Raw genomic sequence first — 20357 nt, 5'->3', positions numbered from 1 at the left:
TACAAAAAACCCGAATAAGAGACTTTTTTAAGTGTCCATTATTCGGGTCATAGTTCACACTGAAAGGTTGGAGCTTTTTTAATGAGGCATAAGCGATTTTTGATAAAGAAAATCAAGTAGCTGTTTATATTTCCTTTTCGCCATTTTTTGTAATGTTATTCCACTAACACGACTGATTGTGGAAGATCATTGTGAATTAGATGTTATCCTGACAGGTGTAACTAAAAAAATAAACAAGCAGATGTACCAATAATGTACAGCCCCTTGTTTTTATTTAATCATCTACTTCTTTTTTCTAAGTAATACCAATGTTATATAAGGCGCGCTCTATATTTGCTTCAATAGTTATATTGTTTAACTCAGTATTTGATTGAATTGTTTTTTGAGCAACATCTGGATTAATCCCTGTGAGAATCGGCTTTACGCCAATAATTTTGGGATGTTTCCTGATAATAGGTGTTAATTAGATACTTTATTCTCTTTGTACAGGGGAAAAGTTATTAGGAAAGTAGTACCGGAATTCACATCGCTTTTAACGGTCATGTTTCCGTTATGGTTATCAATAATCTTGAAGCTTACCATAAGGCCCAATCCATTCCCTGTTTCTTTCGTCGTATAAAATGGTTCTCCAAGTTTTGGGATTTGTTCCGGAGGTATTCCTATTCCGTTATCCTCTATCGATATCGTGACATAATTTTTGTCAGAAGTAGCAGAAACATGGACATTCCCTCCATCGGGTAAAGCTTCGATAGCGTTTTTCAACATGTTTAAAAAAACTTGCTTTAATTGATGTTCTTCACCAAAAATATACAGTTTATCAGAAGAGAATGATTGACTGATTTTTACGTTTTTTAACATAGCTTCTGCACGGAGCAAATGAATAATGCTTGATAAGACTTCAGACAGATTACACTTTGTATAGTACATAGCATGAGGCTTGGCAAATACCATGAATTCACTGACAATAAAGTTTATCCGGTCTATTTCATCTAAAATGGTCTCAGTATACTGCAGATCTTTATTCTCATTAGACTGACTAAGCAACTGCACAAATCCTCTTATTGTCGTCAGAGGATTACGTATTTCATGTGCGATTCCGGCTGCCAATTCTCCGACTAATGAAAGCTTTTCTGTTTTACGTAAAAGTTCTTCCGTCCTTTGTTGTTCAGTAATGTCATTTTGAATGGCAATGTGCTGGTATGTATTCCCATTGCTATCTAGAAAGGGGATAATTGTCGTGTCCACCCAATAAGTAGTACCCTCTTTTGTTTTATTCATAATTTTCCCTTTCCAGACCCTCCCTTGTTGAATCGTTTTCCGAACATCTTCGAAATAATGTTTCGGATGGTATCCGGAATTCAGAATTTTACCGTGATTTTGACCGATTAGTTCCTCTTTCGAGTATTTTGTAATTTCACAAAACTTATCATTGATATATGTAATATTATCGTTTTTGTCCGTAATGGAAAAAATTGTCGTTTCATCCAAAGCTGTCTTAAGGTCATTAAGTTCTTTTAAGGTAATATGTAATCCTTCATTGGATTCTGCTAACGCATACTTGGCAGCCGATAAACTTTCCTTATAATGGCTGATAAAAGAAATTGAGGCTGAATCAATTAGCTGATTAATTGTCCGGCTTGCAGAGAGCACTGTATTTGCGGTAAGCTGGTTACCGTTAATTTTTTCAAATAGGAAATCAGAAATAACCGTTCGGGAGTAAATAAAAAAATACAGTGATTTGTCTGGAGAAATTTCTGAATCGATGGCTCTCTGACCGAATATGCCGGTACACCGCAATATATTCCTGAAAGCTGCGTCTGGGCACGAGCATAGAGAGTCGCCAAGACTTTCAAAAAATAATTCAAGCCAATTGATTTCTTGATCTTTACTTGAAAGCAGTAAGGATGGGGCGATGTCTTGGTTCAATAATTCAGAAACCTTTTCCGCCAGCAATTCACTATGCTGCTTAATTTGATTTCCGACAACTCCTAATTGCTCGTTCATAAACTCCCCTCTTTCGTCAACGTTAGCTACCATCCTTCAATTATTTTGACATTAAATGCTAAAATCCTTTATTAATACTGAAAAAAAACAGATCCATATTTTATTTTCCTGTTTTTGTTACTGAAATACCGTTCCCTCCTTAAGATTTGTGGTAATAGGACAATATTAGACTTTTAAAAAATGGTGTTATTCCACACTCTGGGTTTAATGTGAAAAGGCGCATTCCTTATTAAAGAATTGCGCCTGATTTCGGAAGATCATTACTGATATTTTATTGAAGAAAAGCATCTGTAAGTTGAACAACAAAAGATTTTCCCCTATTATTTCTGGACAGGTTACAAAGGGATCTTCGTGTTTCTATATCAGACCTCCCCGGATACGAACACAGTCTCACTTATCTGCTTTACTTACTCTGTGTCACCTTTGGCAATAAGGACTTTGTCCTGTGTTGTAGACTTCCAGTGGCCACCTAGCCTTATATGAAGTTCGTGTTTCTCAGAGCGGAATTTTCTGCCCGCTTCCTTCAGATTCCACGTCACAGTGGATACCCATGTGTTATGCTAACAATCACTACTGCCTTCATAGTTCGGCACTCGCACAGACTGCGCCTATGCCAGGCGCACAACAATAAAAAACCACTGCCAGAAACAGTGCTTTTTTACTTTTAATTTATAAATGCTTTTAGATATGCTTTGAAAACAAACGATTTTCTGTCCCGTCTGTTTTAACTCGATAAATATCTTGATTTCCATCTATTTTAGAGTAAATCCAATTATCTAATAGATGTATATCTGATATCTCTTGTTTCACTAATAATTGATTGTCTTCTCCATTTTTCTTCATTTTATATAAATGATAGTTATCACCTGAATTCAAGTAATAGATCCAATTTTCATCTACGTGTATCGATGAAAACTTTTGATCTGTTATTCTCGTTTCATTACCGTTTTGTTTATTAACTTGATACAAGTGTTCATTTTCATCTATATAGTACAGATTTTCCGCATCTACGCCTCTAATTGTCTGAAAATATGAAATTGATTAATGACCTACAGTTAATACTTAACAAATGTGGTAATACCATGATGTGTAATGTAATTTCGGTGGTTTAAATCATCTAACCACTTTTTAGTATTTAACTGATATAAACCATAAATGTTCCGGTAAGTATGACTGCCCACATTTACTTCAATCGGCTCAGGACGTTCTTCCATCCTTTGTTTGTAATTTTTGAATGCGTGTTGATTTGGTACTTGGTAAATTTCCAACGCATCTCCTGATTCCATATATTTATCAAGGTACGTTAGAAAAAGACGATTTCCAACTCCATTTACTTCATAAACGTAGGGCAAAGAAAACAACCCTTTAATTTTTTTCTTCCAATAATCATCAACCTTTTGAACAGAGAAAAAGATCGCATCTTCCTCAAGTTCAAATACTATTCGATTATTGTGTTCTTCCATTTCATCTGGTATTTCAAATGGCTTTGAAGAAGCTAAGAATGTAATTTCTGTCATAGTTTTAAATTCCCTCTCCTTAAAATCTAGAAACTATCAACAATAGTGTTGAATTTATTTATAGAAAAACATTTTAACTATCCTGCCTCGTTCGTTTGAGAGCCCTAACTCGCAGAGATAATACAACTGGATATTTGCTAAACCCAATATTCATCATTTTGATTTGTATTACTACATTAAAAACAATAATAAACCGACGACTATTAAGAGTACTCCGAACCAAATTCGAGTTCCTTCGCTAGTCACAGGAACTGAAGAAAAAATGTCGAGTATAATAATGAAAATTGAATTTTCCTTGTTCTTTACTTCTTTTACTACTACTAACAACCCTGAAATTAAAACACTATCCCAATAATAATTATACCTGCTGTTGTAATAATCCAGTTCAATTTTTACCGTTCCTTTCTATCTTCGTCTTCTGCCTTTTTTTCCATTTTCTAATCTTTAAGTACGTCTTACCAACTAAATGTTTCCCCTAATAATGAACCTAAGTGATATCCTAATTAAAGCATAGACATATGGTGAACCTACTTCACAATCTTATCTGTATTTCAACATAAATATCCCATTTTTTTAGGCACTGTTCCACAATCTGACCCGATTGCTTAACAAAAAAATCCTGCACATTAACCAGGATTTTAATCAAACTTTTTACTAATTATCAAACGTATTATTAATGATCAGACTTATATATATTATCGATTCCTTTTTATAATTACTATCGTTAAATAAAGATGTCACACCCCAAGCTAATTAATAAGAGATGGCAGCTCCTCTTAAAAAGATGATGTTAATCAGCTCCTATTTCCAAACGTTCATTAAGGAAACCTTCATTTATGATGAGGATCTATGACCAAATGCGGTTTGCATAAGGGTTGAATATTCCCGTAATCAATAAAATACTTAATGATGCATTATTTACTCTGCTATTAATAATCCATTGCCAACAAGGCTCTTTTTATTTTATAAAGAGGCAACAGCTCTACTAGAAACAAGTTCATTAGATAAGATAAATTCATCCACTTTAACGTGAGTAAAACCTCTAAGATGCTCTTCCTTTATTACTTCTATAATTGTTTTTACATTTGGTGCGTATTGTTCTATAGAGGCTGCTAGCAACATACTCTTCCCATCAACCAATAATGGATTATCAATCTTATCATCAGCAAAAATAATGACAGATTTGGCTTCCTTAATATTCGCCATATCTATTGTATTCTCTGTAGCAGCATCACCAGCAACGAAATGAACTCTGTCGTGTTCAAAAGGCTCTTTATCCAATTCATCAATGATCACAACGTCAGAGTCCTTAGTAGAAAGAATTCCCTTCACCGCATACTCTGCTTTCTTTGACCAACCAACAATTACAATATGATTTTTTCCCTTATATCTCAATTTACCTTCCCCTTTCAAACGTTTGAAAGTACCAAACGAATCAACGATTTTTCCTATTACAACTCCTAAGATACCGATCCCTATTATGTATAATGCCATGGCGAAAATCCGGCCGCCTACGCTTGTGGGATAAAAATCTCCATAACCAACAGTAGTCATCGTTGTCATAACCCACCACAAAGAATCAAATAAACTTGGAAATGTATCGGGTTCTATTTTTCTCATTACAAAAGTGCTAACCGCTATAACTAAAATAGTCGAAACGAAAATAAATGTATTATTGACCTTACTTATCCTATTTACTAGCCTACGAAATATTAACAAAAACAATAACCTTCCTTCCATTAATTAATCTTTAAAAATATCTCTCTATACAATTGAAATAGTAAATCAAATGTATATTCATACTGTTCCGGGTATTTGCTAGTTTTGGAAAGTTGCTATCCCATAGATAAACCCGCTTGACCAGCTCCAATAATAATCAAATCGAATGCCCTATACCCTCTTTCATATGGGTATATATTCATACTCTCAAAGAAATCCCATCCCGTCTATACTTTCATATGTCAAAATAATTTTAGGAAGTTTTACTAATACGACTGGGTAGCTCAAAAAGGCATAAAATAATGAATAAAAAAACAGCCAAGAAATTCTCGGCTGCCAGTCTACTCGTTACGTTCACTTTTATTATTACCAACATTATCATTTGGTGAGTCGCCTGTTCCATTCTTACTCTTACTATTAGGTGTTCCAAATATTTGATTGTCTTTTGTTACTTTGGCTCCCTCTGAAAAGTCATCCTTTGTTTTCATTCTTTTCATCTCCTGATTAGAGTAGTCTATGGATGTGATCGGTATGATGACTATCTAGTTCGACCAGTTATTCCGTCATCTCCTACGATTGTCTCTCCAATTTTAGGTTTACTCGATAGTTTTCACTTCTTAGTATCCTTTTTAAATCCAGCTTCAGTAGTGCCTGTTGAATTAAAGGCTGTTCTATGAGATTTGGAGCTTTTTCTTTTTGGGGCATTCTATCTCCCCTTTCTAACTTTCATAGTATCTGTTGAGAAGACAAGAACTATACAATATGCTCATTTTTCGGTTAGTGACTTATAATAGAAATCGGTTGTTAAGTTTAATTAATATTTTACGTCATTAACCAAGCCATTCTAATGTATAAAGTATGTCCACCTTCCTAAAACATATTAGCTATAGAATTGAAGTCTTAATTTCCCACCCAAATATGCATATTCCCTTGTAATTAGTGTCTGTATACTAAGGACAAACTGCTCTGATTTATGCTTTTTTTCCTAATGTTACAGAGTGGTCAGAGTTTATTTTGGTTAATTGTTGAATAATCTTCTTCCAATCATGTTCGCGGTAACAGGCTTCCTTCCTATTTCACGTGCCCACACAGATAACTGTCCTATATGGTGTATTTCGTGAGCAATGACATGACGCATGATCTCTCCGTGCCTGAAGCTGACTGTTTCCCCTTGGGAATCGGTTTCTGAGAGCGTCCGGGATTCCATTTCGTTTGTCCAAGATGTCACAAATGGCTCCACTTCCCTATGATATTGTCTTGAAAGATCTTTCACTTTTTGTAAGCTGGCATAAGTCTCAAACGGTGGCTCCTTAGGTTCCGGTTCTCCTTGCAAACCTAAAATCCAACTGTATTCAACATCCACGATATGAAACAGGGTAAATAGGATACTGCCGACCCCACCAACCCGTTTCTTTAATAATTCTTCTTCCGGTACGGCTTCGCACCATGTAAACCAATCCTCACGAACTTGCCAGTTATATTGAAACAGTTTCAACATCCCGAAAGCCTCCATCCTTCTAATTGTTTAGCATTCAACTCTTCTTCAAAAAGTTAAATAATCCTTTGTTTAATTATTTAAAGCACTAAATTCAAAATACAGTCATATTTAACTTCTCCATACAACAAGACCTAACTGTGAAAAAGCTGATTCCTTATTAAAGAACTACGCCTGATTGTTGAATATATTCATTCTACTTATTGAAGAAAAGACCCGGTTAGTGGATTGAATAACGACATAAGGCATATTTGTATGATAGATTTTTATTCAACAAATCTTCTTCAATTCCTTTGTTTCAACAAAATTAGACAATACCCTTTCGTTTTCATAATGAGGTATTTGTTTCTCGAACTGGAATATCTTTTAATTAGAGTCATTATCGTTTTTTTGAAAATATCCGAAAGAAATCAGGAGGAATATTTATGAAAGCTATAATTTGTAACAAATATGGTCCACCTGATGTTCTTGAATTAACAGAGGTGGAAAAACCTATTCCTGCGGACAATCAAGTACTAGTAAAAATTCATGCAGCATCCGTGAATTATGGTAACCTGGTTCTTTTGAAAGGGGAACCGTTCTTAGCCCGCTTTGCTTTTGGTCTTCTAAAACCCAAATACTCCATACCGGGAGGTGACATAGCAGGAAAAGTTGAAGCTGTTGGCAAAGATGTTAAGCAGTTTCAACCAGGCGATGATGTATTCGGAGACCTATCCGGTTGTGGCTGGGGTGGTTTTGCTGAATATGTATCTGTTCCCGAAGATGCATTAGCATTAAAACCAGCCAATATGTCCTTTGAGGAAGCAGCTGCGGTACCCATGGCGGGAGTCACAGCCTTGCAGGGTCTAAGGAATAAAGGAAAGATTCAATCAGGTCAGAAGGTATTGATTAATGGGGCCTCCGGAGGTGTAGGGACTTTCGCGGTACAGATTGCCAAATCATTTGGGGCTGAGGTAACGGGTGTGTGCAGCACGAGAAATTTAGGGATCTTGCGTTCGATTGGAACAGACTTTTGCGTGGACTATTCAAAAGAAGATTTCGCCCAAAATAAGGAGAGTTATGACCTGATTCTTGCATTTAACGGATATCAACCGATTTCAGCTTATAAGCGTGCATTAAGTCCAAATGGAACTTTTGTTCACGTCGGAGGTTCCGGGGCGGGGATGTTTCAAACCATGGTCCTTGGGCCCTTGATATCAATGACCGGGAGTAAGAAAATGGGTAACATGTTACAAAGGTCAAACCAAAAAGACCTGAATTATATAAAAGAACTTATTGAAGACGGCAAAGTACAGCCGGTTATTGACAGATGTTATAAATTGAGTGAAGTGCCCGAAGCTTTCAGGTATTTTGAAGAAGGACACGCTCAAGGAAAAGTTATCATCACTGTGTGAAAAATTTCTGATAGTAGAAAGGCTCCTAACTGATATGTTCTGGAACTAAACTGTGCCGCTAGCTCAACAAGAAAAACTGCCTGGTTCGGCAGCTGAATCTTTCACTCAAGTATCCATACTTTGAATAGAATAATCATACAACACTTTATCTTGTAATTAGAATTTGGTTGTTAATATGATGTTCCATATGGTTCAGATAATCTTTTATTAGCTACTCTAATGATTGTTGTTGATTATTTCCTATATCACAAAGATTTGATAATTTATCGTTTGGAGTATTGGCTATTATATTTATGATTTGCTTATTTAATGTACAAAAAAGGTTAATTACCTCATCCAATGGTCGATCCTGATACTTCTGAATTAATACCCATTGGTCTTGATTGTAAGATTGTATAACATATGGTTGTTCCTCATACTGAATCTTTATAAACCTATTCATATTGTTTACTGCTGAATCGCATAGATGTCCTAAAATCTCTTTTTTAGACCATTTGTGTGTCAATGGTCGATGATTTAATTCTTTTTCTGTCATCTGGTTGAACTCTTCTGGTATAAAACCTATCCAACGATTGATTCCATCTATTACATTTTCCATTGTCGTACCCCCCTAAGTTTTTCCTAAAGAGTTTTTATTCGTCAACCAACCTAAAAATCCCTTTTTCTTCACTAACCTGTCACCTATAGCTCATAAGAAAAGCTGCTTGGTTCGGCAGCTGGATCTTTAACTCAAGCACCCATTACTTTAAGTGTAAACCCTCACATTCTTTTATAGTAAAATTAAAACAAAAAAGCAATCAACTTCCCAAAAGAGTTGATGCTTTCTTGTTTTAAAAATCATATTGCTCTTCTTTTTTTTCGCGAATTTTTGTATAAGTTTCAGTTAACATAACAGTATCTTCCACTAAACGTTCAATTCGAAAGAGCACATCATCATTGACAATTTCTTTACGATGAAAGTCCTTTTCCTCGATAAATACATACGTTTGAACAATTTGTGCTTTCATATAAGCTAAAATCGGTTTTAAATTTTGCTCAATAATTAAGTAGTGCTTTGGTGTGCCAGCTGTTACAAGCATACTCACGACTTTATCACGAAAAGCATTAACAGGTAGCAGATCAAAAATGTTTTTTAACGTCGCTGGGATGGATGCCTGGAAAATAGGAGTACCTATGATAATGGCATCCGCTTCCATAATGGTTTTTGTGATGAATCCTGTATCACCCTCATATTCCATGTAGTTTCGTCCATCACTAAATTGAATGTCGTAATCCGCTAAATCTATTAGTGTTACTTCTGCGTCTGGATACTTTTCTTTGACTGTTTTTAATGTGTAGTCCATTGCAGTCCGTGTTTTAGAGCCTACGATTGAGCCAGAAATCCCAACGATTTTCATGATGATTGCCTCCTATTTTGTTGCTGTATATTTTCTTATGGCTGGTAAAATTTCAGTTCCGATAATTTCAATGTTCTTTACTAACCAATCAAATGGCATGCCGCCAAAATCCATTTGCGCCAGATACCGCTGATGACCGAATAACTCATGCTGATACAGGATTTTTTCAATGATTTCCTGGGGACTGCCGACATTTATGACACTGCGTTTGTCTGTTGCCTGTGCAAATGCCTGTTTTGGAAAACCTTGTCCGTTTGTCAACTTCATGCCTTCATTAATATAAGGATACATCGCTCTCATTGCTTCTTGTGTTGTTTCTGCAGCAAAGAAAAATCCTGTTGTCCCAACCGGCAGAGCGGCCGGGTCAAAACCGTTACTCTTGGCAACCTCCCGGTAAGCGTCAATGGAATGTTTAAAGAGACTAGAAGGACCTCCCAATGCAGCCAACATCATGGGGACTCCTGCATAACCAGCCTTCATCGCACTTGCACGCGTACCGCCAACCGCACGCCAAATAGGAAGTGACCCGTCTTTAGGTCTCGGGAGAATTTCAGCATTCCTTAACGGCTCACGGAAATTCCCGCTCCAATTAACTACTTCTTCTTCATTGAGCTTAAGCAATAAATCAAATTTTTCCTCAAATAACGCTTCATAATCACTTAGGTTGTAGCCTAACAGTTCATACAGCCCAACACGGGATGCACGGCCAGCAATAATCTCTGCACGACCATCAGAGATCAAATCTATGGTCGCAAAATCCTCATACACGCGTACGGGATCTGATGTACTGATGATTGTTGACGAACTTCCAATTTTAATTTTTTGTGTAGCTTGGGCAATGGCTGACAAAACGATTGCATGTGCCTGAGTGGTAAAATACTCCTGATGGCTTTCACCTACACTAAAAAAATCAATTCCTGCCTGGTCAGCAAGCTTAGCCAATTCAATGATTTCATTTATCCTTTGCTTCGCTGAAATGCGCTTTCCAGTGATCGGATTTGGGAGATGATCTCCTAATGTATAAAGTCCAAATTCAAGACCCTTGCTTGGGTCGATTCGATATTTTTCCATATGATTCAACCATCCTGTATAAATAATTTTGTTTTTTGACTGACAATGCTATTATTACTCACAATCCCCATTTAATAAAGTACGCACTTAAAAGTGGTATAGTATATAAAAGGATACTACTGGGGTGACTTAAGATGAAAATAGAACCGGAATTATGCCGTGTAGAAGATGCTTTAGGTATATTAGTTGGGAAATGGAAACCGATTATCATATTGCATTTATTAAAGGAAGGTACGCAAAGATTCAACGAACTAAAAAGAAGTGTTCCTGGAATCACGCAGAAGATGCTGACAAACCAGTTACGAGAATTAGAAAATGAAGATATTATTCTGCGTGTAGTATATCCACAGGTTCCTCCCAAGGTTGAATATTCGATTACTGAATATGGCAGGAGTTTGGCACCCATTTTAGAAGCCATGCATGAATGGGGAACTAAACACGCGTTGCATAAGATGCAGAAAGTTGAATCAAACAAGCAAATAACCTAAAAAAGGCGTCCATTAATGACCGCCTTTTTTAATACATAAAATTCGCGTATCCTATTAATCCTTTGGTGCTGCTCCACAATCTGGCCCGATTTTGGAACCCAAATAGTCTTGTTTGTGGATCTAAACCAGATGTTGGTTCATCTAAGAATAAGATATTTGGTTTATGAATAATAGCACGTGCAATATCTGCTCGTCTTCTTTGTCCACCAGATAAAGAACTGTATTTTTGTGTGAATATGTACTTCCGTCTCGGTATATTTTTCATCGATTATTAGCTTAATTTGCATAAGCCCCCTCCGCTTCTTAAACAAAATATAACATGAAAAAATGGAAAAGTTTACAATTCAACGATAAGTGGTTAAAAACAAACGGTAAGTTACTAAAAACAGACCATAAAAAAACATTTCACCTTAACAAGGCAACACGACTCCGCCACCTAGTTTAAAAACTATTTATTTGATAACATAAAGGTCTATAAACGTGTGTTGTTCCACAATCTGGCCCTATTGAATGATCGTTTCGTTAATGGTAGTTCGCCTATACCACGTGGGTATAGACAATAATTCATGTTCAACTAAACCAGCTAATTGTTATCATCTTCAATAAAACTTGAACTTTTTCATGCGATACTATAAGAAAACATGCTAAAAAACCTTCCTATTTTTGATATTTGGAAGGTTTTATGTTTATTTAGTTTTCTCTCTACCTAGACTAGATCTTTGAAAGTTTCTATGCTTTTTAACAGTGTCCATTTCCAATGAATAATATATGTTTTTGTCTGTTCGAAAGCATGTAAATATACATTTCCAGGCTTAATGATATAGGTTTTTTGAATCGGGTTTTGAGTTTCATTACTCTTTCACCGAGCCTGATGTAAGGCCGGATACGATGCGCCGCTGAAACAAAAGAACCATGACGACAAGTGGCACCGTCACAACAACCGTAGCTGCGGCGATTTCACCATAGGGTATCGAATATTGCCCTTGAAACATGGAAATCCCAATCGGTACTGTCTTATACGCTTCATCAGTATTGATTGTAAGAGCAAACAGAAATTCATTCCAGGCGGCAATAAACACAAGAATTGCGGTTGTAAAAATTCCCGGTAAAGCGAGCGGTAAAATCACCTTCCAATACGTTTGCATCATGGAAGCCCCATCAATTTTGGCCGCTTCTTCCAAATCAAAGGGAATTTTCCGAAAGAATGCGACGAGAAGCCAGATCGATAACGGCAGGGCAATCGTGGTGTAAGGAATAATCAGCCCGAGATACGAATTGGTTAGACCGATGTTCTTCAGGAAAATATAAATCGGTGAAATGATCGCGATTTGCGGGAACATCGTCACCGATAAGACAAGCCCGAGAATGACCGTTTTCCCTCTAAACTTCAATCTTGCAATCGCATATGCCGCGAATGATGCCACACAGACGGTATAAATAGTCGTAATCGAAGAAACGACGAAACTGTTCCATAAATATTTTAAAAACGGGTAATCCACAAATACGGAAACATAGCTATTAAGCGTAGGATTCTTTGTATATGGAGTAAAGGCCTTATCACCGAACAGTTCCGTTAATGGCTTAATGGAGCTAATGAGCATCCATAAAAAAGGAAACATGACTATGATGACAAAAGCTATGAGGAAAAAATAAAACAATGGTCCCGCTTTTTTCTGCATCCTTCTCTCTCCTTCCTTATTTTCCGGAACTATCGTTCAACAGGTCTTTCCCTAAAAAACCAATGTAAATCATTGAGATAATCGCCACACAGATAAAGACAATTACAGAGAGCGCCGATCCTTCACCGAAATTCGTTTGTGAGAACATGACCTTATAGGCAAGGATCGAAATCGTTTCCGTTGAGTTAGCCGGTCCGCCTCCTGTTAATACATAGATCAGGTCGAAAACCCTGAAGGCATCAAGCGTCCGGAAAAGTAAGGCAACCAATAGACTGGACTTTAATAATGGCAGGGTAATGTTGACAAATTGTTTCCACTTGCCAGCCCCGTCAATCGATGCGGCTTCATAAAGCGAGCCCGGTATCGTTTGTAGCCCGGCCAAAAGCAAAAGGGCCATATAAGGGGTTGTCTTCCAAACATCCGCAAAGATGACGGAAAAAAAGCACCGGTGTCTGTTGTCAGGAGCGTGGACATGCTGCTGACAAGGCCGATATCTTCAAATATTTTAGCAACAATCCCATTTTGGCCGTCATATAAGAATTTCCACATTAATGCGGATACCGCAGTCGGGATTGCCCACGGAATCAATATCGTCGCCCGGATTAACCCCCGCCCGAAGAAAACCTTATTAATCAACAGCGCTATTCCAAGCCCTAAAACAAGTTCTACACCTACGGATATGACAGTGAATAGAACGGTATTGCCGATTGCCCTCCACATACGGCTGTCCGAAAAATTATCCTGATAATGCTTAAGTCCGATAAAATTCGGATTAATAATAGAATCAGCTAACCCAGATGAAAGCCCCAACAGCTTTTCTTCCTGGCCCAGTTGTGTACTGGATGCCACTTGCCGCAATTCAGTATTGACTTGTTTCATGTCTTTCAGAACCGTTTGGGCTGTATCCTTGTCTAACTTAGCTAAACTAAGCTCTGAACTAACTTGTTCGAAATTCATTAACTTATCATTTACTTGTTCATACTGATTTTTTGCTTCATCTGAAGATTGAATTTTTTCATCTGTCTCATTTAATTTCTGTTTGATCTCTTGTAATTGATCCGGGGCATTTCCGGCATTGATTTCATTATCAATTCCGCTGAGTAAAAAAGGGTAATTGTTCAAGTAACGATCGAGGTCGATATGATAGCTTAAGTGAACTTCCGATTTAGTCGGGTTGTTCAGCCTTAAGTCGAACAGGCTATAGTAAAAAGATTGCAGCACCGGCCAGATGGCGATTACAAGTATTAAAATCAGCGCTGGCGTAATAAGTAGATAAGCAAACGAACTCTCGGACAGCCTACGTTTTTCTTTCTTCGTCTTTCGCGGAACCACCTTCCTATTTGTTTCAGACCTGACACCATTTTGTCCGGGTTGAATATCCAAAGCTTGCCCTCCTTTTTTCTAGGCTCTGTTAAATTCCATTGTTGATTTTCAAATGGTCATGGAATCTACTCGCTTTCCGCGGACGAACTGGCAAGCCTCCTCACTCGTACCTCGCTGCGGGGTCTTGCCAGCCCGTTTTTCCGCAGGAGTCTCGCAGATTCCCTTCCCAAAACAACATTATGGTTTAACAGAGCCTTTTTCTAAAAAGTGGATTAGCCTTCACAGGATGAAGGCTAATCACAAATTTTTTCAAAACATTACTTCACAAGCTTTGCTTTGATTTCTTTATCCATGTTTTGTACGGCTTGTTCAACCGTCTGTTGTCCCGCTATAGCTTTAGATACTTCGATTTGGATGATTTCGGAAATTTCAGGGTAGTTTGGCGCCACCGGACGTGACACTGCCGCATTCAAGCCGTCGACAAATCCTTTTTCCCCAAATGTCGGATTAGCCTCTAAGATTTCTTTGTCTTCATAAAGCTCTGTGATCGTTGGCGCGTGTCCGCCATAAATTGCATCGATTTTCTGTCCTTCTGGACCAGTCAAAAACTTCAGGAATTCCCATGCCTCTTTCGGATGCTTGGAAAATTTGCTGATTCCCGCCTGCCAGCCGCCCAGTGCTGCCGCAGATCCTTTATCCCCGGCAGGAAGCGGAGCGATGCCGACCTTGCCAACGATTTTTGACTTTTCTTTGTCGTTCGCACTGGCGTATTCGTACGGCCAGTTCCGAAGAAAGACAGTTTGCCCTTCAATGAACGCTTGATCGGATTCGATTTCTGTAAAGTTCGTGACATTATCCGGAACGGCATCGGACTTTGCTATTTCAACAAGCTTTTTCAGTCCTTTAATCGTTTCAGGAGAATTGACAACGACGTTTCCGTTTTCATCAATGAATTTCCCGCCGTAGGAAGCAACGAATTCAATCACATTACAGACAAGCCCTTCATATTGCTTCGATTGCATGACGTATCCGAACTTAGTGCCACCTTCCCCTTTCTTCTCGCTGGCTGTTGCCAGCAATTCATCCCATGTCTTTGGAATTTCATCTTCCTTTATAAGGTCTTTACGGTAAAACAGAAGACCGCCGTCAATAAACTTTGGCATCGCCCATTGCTTGCCATTAAACTGTGCCGCCCCTAATGCTCCTTGATTATAACTGCTTAAATCAATGCCATCCTGCTGGAGAAAACGGTCCAGCGGCTGAACGTAACCTGCCTGGGCAAATTCCGCCGGCCAGATTACATCCATGGAAACAACATCGATTTCAGAGGATTCCGCATTAAACGCGGTCACATAAGCGTCATGCTGCTGCCCGGTATCTGAAGGCATTTCCTGTAATTTAATATCAATATGAGGGTTTGCTTTCTCGAAGGCTTCGATTACTTTTGTTGTCCCTTTTGTGACATCCTTACCATTTGCATAGACAATCGTAACCTTTTTGTCTTTTTCCGATTTTTCACCATCGCCCTTTTCGTCTGTGCTCGTTTCACTGGAACTGCATGCCGCTAAAAAAAGCGAAAGTGCCATAAAACCGGTTAATAATTTCCTCTTTTTTGCTTTCATTAGAAATCCCCCTGTCCTTTTTGGTTTATGTTGAATGGCGTAATACCAGCTGTAATGGCAATTGAATATCCATATCGTTATCCGTCAAATCGTTACTTACTGATTTCATCATCAAGTTCATCGCTTGAATGCCTATTTCCTCCGCTGGCTGCTTGATGGTTGTAATCCCAGGTTCAATTAGGCTTGCGATCGGCTGATCATCAAAACCAATGACCGCAATATCTAGTGGTACAGTTAAACCCTGATTTCGGGCCTCTTTGATAATCCCGGCAGCTACCTGATCACTGCCTGTAAAAAAAGCGGTTGGCGGGTCCTCCATGGCCAGTGAATGTTGGAAAATCGTTTGGCCGTCTTCCAGATCATAGGCTCTTTTAAAAACCCAGTCTCCATTAAAAGCTATGCCGAAATCCGATAGCGCTTTTTTATAACCATCCTGACGGTCTTTGGTTAACTGAGTCATTTGCTCTCCATAGCAATAACCGATTTTCCGGTGGCCTTTTTCGATTAGATGGCGGGTGCCGATATAGCCTCCTTCATACTGATTCAGCCTGACCATTGGAACCAAGGATTGAAAAGAGTATTCGTTGCATAATACAATCGGGCCGTATGAAATGTAGGCGGCGATTGTTTCCCAACTGTTTTCGATGGAAGTTAAGATAATACCGTCTACTTGTTTTGATTTTAAATAATTCAGGAAATGGATTTCTTTTTGTTTACTGTTTTTTGTTTGACATACTAATAGCTGAAACTCATGTTTCGTTGCAATTGTGTCAATGCCTTCAAGTAAGTAAGCAAAGAATGGGTTTGTAAGACGAGGAATCAATACACCGATTGTATGTGTTTTTTGACTTCGAAGCTTTTGGGCAGATGCATTGGGAATGTAATTCAGCGTTTCCATCGCTTTAAGGACAAGATGCTTCTTTTCTTCTGAGACGTATGGATAATTATTAATTACCCTTGAAACCGTTGCTCTCGAAAGCCCTGCTTCCCTTGCTACATCTGCAATGGTCGCCAATCAACCTCCCCCCTTTTTAAAAAACCTGAAATCGATTTCATGAAAACGGTTACAAAATTATCTTACTTGCAAACCTGATGGAAGGCAAGACTAAAAATGAATAATTTAGAATTTTCTGATTTATTATGTTAAAATGCTATTTTTTCATAGCATTTTCGTTTTTAAATAGTCTTTGAAAAGTGTATAAAAGCCTTTGTGTACATCAGTTGGGGTGTCTTCAGGGGAAAACGATACTATATTAAATTAATAGGTAAAATTACTTTTTATTTTAACAACTTCTCCTCTATCCCCTCTTTTTGAAGGATTTCCTTCTGTTTCTCTCCAAGTAGGTCAAAATGGGAATAGCTATCCTTGCGATGGTCGATCCATTCTTTTTTTAGTCCGTATTTTTTTCCCCACTCCGCTAATTTTTCCAGATCGCGACATCCGACCTTGGTGACAGTCTTGCAGTCGGGAAAGCGGTCATCCAGCCAATAATGAGTCAAGAAGGCAATTTCCCCTTTGTCTATCTTCTGCTTCCATTCAGCAAGCTGTCCTCTGTTAATTCCAAATGCCATTCCCTCTCCCTCTTCTCTCAAAAAAATAGGGCAATAGCTGAACGCCCAACCAACGATCCTTTATTTTTTATTTTTTTCATACGCTTCATGCCATTCCGGAAAAAGGCGCTTTATCGAAATAGGGCGGAAACTATCTTTCTTAACACAAACGTGAACAGACGTCCCGGTAACAGACACTTCTCCTGTTTCCTTCAGGATTTCGTATCCATACGTTATCCTCAGGCCATCATATTTTTCGATCCATGTTTTGATGGTCACTGTTTCTCCGTATAGCACGGATTTTTTATAGGAGGCCTGAATGTCGATAACGGGTGCGATGACTCCATCGGCTTCCATTTCGGCGTATTTAAATCCAAGGTCCTCAATCAGCTTCGTACGTCCGAGCTCCATCCAGATGAGATAATTAGCATGGTAGACCACACCCATTTGGTCTGTTTCGGCGTAGCGGACTTCGATCTTTTTTTCTGAAATATGCACTATAGTTCTCCTCTTTCCATCTTCCCGGCAGCTCTTTTCATATCTTCCATTGAGATGACGGTTAAATCTTGCGGATTATATGAAGTGCCTGGCTTCGACATTAATCTCATTGCCTGTACCTGGATTGCTTCATCAACCAGATTGGTCGCATACCGGCCATTTCCGCTAACTGTGTTCTCTTCAAGATGAGTTTTTAAATAAGACAAGGCGTCCCCCTCGATTGAATATAGAAAACGAGAGGCATATCTTTGGATAATTTCAATTAGCTCGTCATTTGAATAGTCTTTAAAATGAAAGAATTTCTTGAATCTGGAACGAAGGCCCGGATTGCTTTCTAATAACAGATTCATTTCATTTGGATAGCCTGCTAGCACCACGATTAAATTTTCATTATGCTTCGTCATTTCGTCGACGAGAGTATTTACGACTTCTTTCCCATAATCACCAGCCGAGGGACTTAATAGTGAATAGGCTTCATCGATGAACAACACACCGCCGAGCGCTTCGCGGATTTTTTTCTTCGTCTTGATTGCCGTTTGCCCGACATAACCGGCCACAAAGTCGGCGCGGCTGGCCACGATAAGATGGCCGCGCTTCAGCATCCCCGTTTCCTTTAACAACTCCGAGTAGATATTGGCAACCGTCGTCTTCCCCGTCCCCGGGTTGCCGGTAAATACAGAATGAAGTTGTACCGGTACGGCAGGAAGACCTTGATGGCGACGAATCTGTTGCATTTTGACAAAGGACACGAGCGCTTTCACCTCATCTTTGATTTCCGGCAATCCCACAAGCTTTTCCAATCTTTTTTCTGGAGGTACCTCAGGCTTTGTCTCACTTATTTGAAAGTCCTCAGTCTTTAGCAGCGTGAAGGTGAGGATTTCTTCGTCTTCAAGCGGGGCATGAGCGCCCTTTTTGAAGATGGCATCCATGACGATGGAACGGACGGTACGGGCATTCCCGAATGTATCATCCACCTTTTCTTTCTCAATGCGCGCTTCTAATTCTGTCGCCGCACCATCGGAAAGGATATAATCGTTTTCAGCAGCGGTTCGCTCGGCTATCATGAGCAATTCCTCAGTTGTATAATCCGGCAAAAAAACATGATTAGCATTGGGGAACCTGCTTCTTAAGCCCGGGTTGGCGTCCAAAAATTGGCGCATTTCTTCGGGATATCCTGCCAGTATGACCGCAAACTTGCCCGCATACTTTTGGCTCGTCATTAAAGAAACCAGCGTGTCAATCGCTGTCTGCCCATAATCATTTCCGGACTGACCCTCTCTTTTCAAGCTGTAAGCTTCATCGATGAACAAAACGCCACCTAAAGCCCGCTCAACAATGCTTTTAACATTTTCCTCCGTTTGCCCAAGATACGCGCCAACCAGCTGGGAACGGTCGACCTCCAATACTTCATCACGCGGCAAAACACCGAGTTCATGATAGATCTTCGCAAGCAGACGGGCAAGCGTGGTTTTTCCAGTTCCCGGATTCCCGGTAAGGACCATATTCAGGCTCTGCTCATCTCTCGATTGCAGGCCAAGTTCCTTCCGCTTCTTTTGGTACTGCAGAAAACGGTAAAAGTCATCAATCCGCGTTTTCACTTCTTCCATCCCGACCATCGAATGCAACTGGGCAAGTGGGCTCTCACTTTGCTTGCTAACATCGGCATCCTGAACGTAAAAGAGCGAGTCCCATTCAGCTTTTAATTCCGAGATGCTATCGAGATATCCTTTCAGATCCTGAAAATGAGTCGATGTATGGAACACACCCGATATTGACTCTTCGTATTCTCTGGCGGCCTTAAGCATGGCGATGAGCTCTTTCTGGATTTCGGATAGATATTGAACGGCCTTGTCGTACTTTACTGCCATTTCCTCATCAGAATAACGTTTTGCAGTAAGCTGGCCATTCTTCAAACCCGCGATCTTTTCCTCAAGAAGGTCGATATTCTCTTCACATATATCGATATATTCTTCCGCTATTTTCTTCTTTGCGGTCCGGTTGTCGGTTTCACGGATTAACGGAAAGAGTAATTTATCCAGTAATGTCCGGTTCTTCTTCCAATTAGAAGCAATCAAGAGGCCGTTTGCTCTTTCGTTCGCGGGTTCGGCTTTCAGAGCTTCTTGAAGCCAAGAATCATATAATGAATCCTCACCATTGGTTTTCTTTCGCGATTCGGCAAGGATACTGAACAATACACTCTTCAAACCCAACGTCTCTAAATCTGTTTTAGGCACCTCACCCATCTTCGCGATCATTCGCAATAATTCATTCGGTTTTTCTATATAACCATTTATCTCTAGCTCAACCGCATACGCGTCGAACTGTTCTTTAATAGTTTTTTTTGTTTGGGAATTCTCTTTAGATTTCATGTATTCAGTCATCATCCATTCACACAGTTTCCCCTTTAGTTTATCATAAAACCATGATTAATCCTGAAATCGTGTTTCTCTTAAGAAAAGCGCAAGCGCCCTGTAGGAACATCGACTAAGAGCTGTCTCCTCGTGTGGCAAACGTCGATGCCAGCCCATTTTGGGCAAGTCCGACCAGCATAAGGCGCAGCCTGCCCGCCGGAGAGGGGCAGGAAGAACACCTGCCTCTT

Annotated in this window: 17 protein-coding genes and 2 pseudogenes; 2 read left to right on the top strand and 17 right to left on the bottom strand. The window is 39.1% G+C overall.

From position 1 onward, the window contains the following. Positions 1 to 459: 459 nt before the first annotated feature. The 6 genes from D0463_RS05330 to D0463_RS05310 form a co-directional block, all read right to left on the bottom strand. Entirely contained in the window at positions 460 to 2004 is a 1545-nt protein-coding gene (locus tag D0463_RS05330; RefSeq protein ID WP_160118372.1) for an ATP-binding protein, read from the bottom strand. Between the two features lie 681 nt (positions 2005 to 2685). Then, positions 2686 to 3000, bottom strand: a complete 315-nt coding sequence (locus tag D0463_RS20210; protein WP_483295718.1) for a DUF5050 domain-containing protein — start codon at positions 2998 to 3000, stop codon at positions 2686 to 2688. Between the two features lie 59 nt (positions 3001 to 3059). Next, a complete protein-coding gene (locus D0463_RS05320) occupies positions 3060 to 3521 on the bottom strand; it encodes a hypothetical protein (protein WP_117305896.1) in 462 nt (153 codons plus the stop codon). A gap of 963 nt (positions 3522 to 4484) precedes the next feature. Further along, positions 4485 to 5261, bottom strand: coding sequence for an ion channel (locus tag D0463_RS05315; protein ID WP_117305894.1), 777 nt, complete (start codon positions 5259 to 5261; stop codon positions 4485 to 4487). 320 nt (positions 5262 to 5581) lie between these two features. After that, positions 5582 to 5728 carry a hypothetical protein gene (locus D0463_RS19570; protein ID WP_174234295.1) on the bottom strand — a complete coding sequence of 49 codons (147 nt, stop codon included), beginning with the start codon at positions 5726 to 5728 and terminating at the stop codon, positions 5582 to 5584. 530 nt (positions 5729 to 6258) lie between these two features. Beyond that, positions 6259 to 6738, bottom strand: a complete 480-nt coding sequence (locus D0463_RS05310; protein WP_117305892.1) for a DinB family protein — start codon at positions 6736 to 6738, stop codon at positions 6259 to 6261. A gap of 422 nt (positions 6739 to 7160) precedes the next feature. On the opposite strand from D0463_RS05310, the gene D0463_RS05305 reads away from it, so the two are divergent. Beyond that, entirely contained in the window at positions 7161 to 8129 is a 969-nt protein-coding gene (locus tag D0463_RS05305; protein WP_117305890.1) for an NAD(P)-dependent alcohol dehydrogenase, read from the top strand. 211 nt (positions 8130 to 8340) lie between these two features. Here the strand turns inward: D0463_RS05305 and D0463_RS05300 are convergent, their stop codons facing one another. From D0463_RS05300 to D0463_RS05290, 3 genes are all read right to left on the bottom strand, one after another. Beyond that, on the bottom strand, positions 8341 to 8727 hold the full coding sequence (locus D0463_RS05300) for a DinB family protein (RefSeq protein ID WP_117305887.1): 387 nt from the start codon (positions 8725 to 8727) through the stop codon (positions 8341 to 8343). A gap of 232 nt (positions 8728 to 8959) precedes the next feature. Continuing rightward, positions 8960 to 9526 (bottom strand): NADPH-dependent FMN reductase, encoded by a 567-nt coding sequence (locus D0463_RS05295; protein ID WP_117305884.1) that lies wholly within the window; start codon positions 9524 to 9526, stop codon positions 8960 to 8962. A 12-nt stretch (positions 9527 to 9538) separates the two neighbouring features. Continuing rightward, positions 9539 to 10597 (bottom strand): LLM class flavin-dependent oxidoreductase, encoded by a 1059-nt coding sequence (locus D0463_RS05290; RefSeq protein ID WP_117305882.1) that lies wholly within the window; start codon positions 10595 to 10597, stop codon positions 9539 to 9541. A gap of 134 nt (positions 10598 to 10731) precedes the next feature. Between D0463_RS05290 and D0463_RS05285 the strand changes: the two genes are divergently transcribed. Next, positions 10732 to 11085, top strand: coding sequence for a winged helix-turn-helix transcriptional regulator (locus D0463_RS05285; protein WP_117305880.1), 354 nt, complete (start codon positions 10732 to 10734; stop codon positions 11083 to 11085). Between the two features lie 64 nt (positions 11086 to 11149). On the opposite strand, the pseudogene D0463_RS20050 reads toward D0463_RS05285, so the two are convergent. The 8 genes and pseudogenes from D0463_RS20050 to D0463_RS05245 all read right to left on the bottom strand — a co-directional run. Next, a pseudogene (locus tag D0463_RS20050) lies at positions 11150 to 11314 on the bottom strand (ATP-binding cassette domain-containing protein); the annotation flags it as partial. Positions 11315 to 11936: 622 nt separating this feature from the next. Further along, positions 11937 to 12764: a carbohydrate ABC transporter permease gene (locus D0463_RS05275; protein WP_117305878.1), complete on the bottom strand. Its 828-nt coding sequence runs from the start codon at positions 12762 to 12764 to the stop codon at positions 11937 to 11939. Positions 12765 to 12780: 16 nt separating this feature from the next. After that, a pseudogene (locus D0463_RS05270) lies at positions 12781 to 14096 on the bottom strand (carbohydrate ABC transporter permease). Positions 14097 to 14404: 308 nt separating this feature from the next. Then, positions 14405 to 15709 carry an ABC transporter substrate-binding protein gene (locus tag D0463_RS05265; RefSeq protein ID WP_117305876.1) on the bottom strand — a complete coding sequence of 435 codons (1305 nt, stop codon included), beginning with the start codon at positions 15707 to 15709 and terminating at the stop codon, positions 14405 to 14407. Positions 15710 to 15734: 25 nt separating this feature from the next. Beyond that, the gene (locus D0463_RS05260) at positions 15735 to 16724 is read right to left on the bottom strand and encodes a LacI family DNA-binding transcriptional regulator (RefSeq protein ID WP_117305875.1); all 990 of its coding nucleotides are present in this window, start codon (positions 16722 to 16724) and stop codon (positions 15735 to 15737) included. Between the two features lie 263 nt (positions 16725 to 16987). Then, positions 16988 to 17281 carry a hypothetical protein gene (locus tag D0463_RS05255; protein WP_117305873.1) on the bottom strand — a complete coding sequence of 98 codons (294 nt, stop codon included), beginning with the start codon at positions 17279 to 17281 and terminating at the stop codon, positions 16988 to 16990. A gap of 60 nt (positions 17282 to 17341) precedes the next feature. Next, positions 17342 to 17758 (bottom strand): acyl-CoA thioesterase, encoded by a 417-nt coding sequence (locus tag D0463_RS05250; protein ID WP_117305871.1) that lies wholly within the window; start codon positions 17756 to 17758, stop codon positions 17342 to 17344. Beyond that, positions 17758 to 20142: an AAA family ATPase gene (locus tag D0463_RS05245; RefSeq protein ID WP_254052715.1), complete on the bottom strand. Its 2385-nt coding sequence runs from the start codon at positions 20140 to 20142 to the stop codon at positions 17758 to 17760. The genes D0463_RS05250 and D0463_RS05245 overlap by 1 nt, the downstream gene beginning before the upstream one ends. Positions 20143 to 20357 lie beyond the last annotated feature (215 nt).

Origin of the sequence: Bacillus sp. V59.32b (assembly GCF_003429085.1) — a bacterium.
Lineage (GTDB): Bacteria > Bacillota > Bacilli > Bacillales > DSM-1321 > Peribacillus.
The sequence above is the reverse complement of the archived record's forward strand: the minus strand, read 5'-3'. Positions and strand labels throughout refer to the sequence as shown.

Coding starts and splice junctions, on each gene's coding strand:
- D0463_RS05245 (WP_254052715.1), bottom strand. CDS start 20,142: ATGATGACTGAATACATGAAATCTAAAGAGAATTCCCAAACAAAAAAA.
- D0463_RS05310 (WP_117305892.1), bottom strand. CDS start 6,738: ATGTTGAAACTGTTTCAATATAACTGGCAAGTTCGTGAGGATTGGTTT.
- D0463_RS05295 (WP_117305884.1), bottom strand. CDS start 9,526: ATGAAAATCGTTGGGATTTCTGGCTCAATCGTAGGCTCTAAAACACGG.
- D0463_RS05265 (WP_117305876.1), bottom strand. CDS start 15,709: ATGAAAGCAAAAAAGAGGAAATTATTAACCGGTTTTATGGCACTTTCG.
- D0463_RS05320 (WP_117305896.1), bottom strand. CDS start 3,521: ATGACAGAAATTACATTCTTAGCTTCTTCAAAGCCATTTGAAATACCA.
- D0463_RS19570 (WP_174234295.1), bottom strand. CDS start 5,728: ATGAAAACAAAGGATGACTTTTCAGAGGGAGCCAAAGTAACAAAAGAC.
- D0463_RS05300 (WP_117305887.1), bottom strand. CDS start 8,727: ATGGAAAATGTAATAGATGGAATCAATCGTTGGATAGGTTTTATACCA.
- D0463_RS05305 (WP_117305890.1), top strand. CDS start 7,161: ATGAAAGCTATAATTTGTAACAAATATGGTCCACCTGATGTTCTTGAA.
- D0463_RS05285 (WP_117305880.1), top strand. CDS start 10,732: ATGAAAATAGAACCGGAATTATGCCGTGTAGAAGATGCTTTAGGTATA.
- D0463_RS05315 (WP_117305894.1), bottom strand. CDS start 5,261: ATGGAAGGAAGGTTATTGTTTTTGTTAATATTTCGTAGGCTAGTAAAT.
- D0463_RS05255 (WP_117305873.1), bottom strand. CDS start 17,281: ATGGCATTTGGAATTAACAGAGGACAGCTTGCTGAATGGAAGCAGAAG.
- D0463_RS05275 (WP_117305878.1), bottom strand. CDS start 12,764: ATGCAGAAAAAAGCGGGACCATTGTTTTATTTTTTCCTCATAGCTTTT.
- D0463_RS05290 (WP_117305882.1), bottom strand. CDS start 10,597: ATGGAAAAATATCGAATCGACCCAAGCAAGGGTCTTGAATTTGGACTT.
- D0463_RS05330 (WP_160118372.1), bottom strand. CDS start 2,004: ATGAACGAGCAATTAGGAGTTGTCGGAAATCAAATTAAGCAGCATAGT.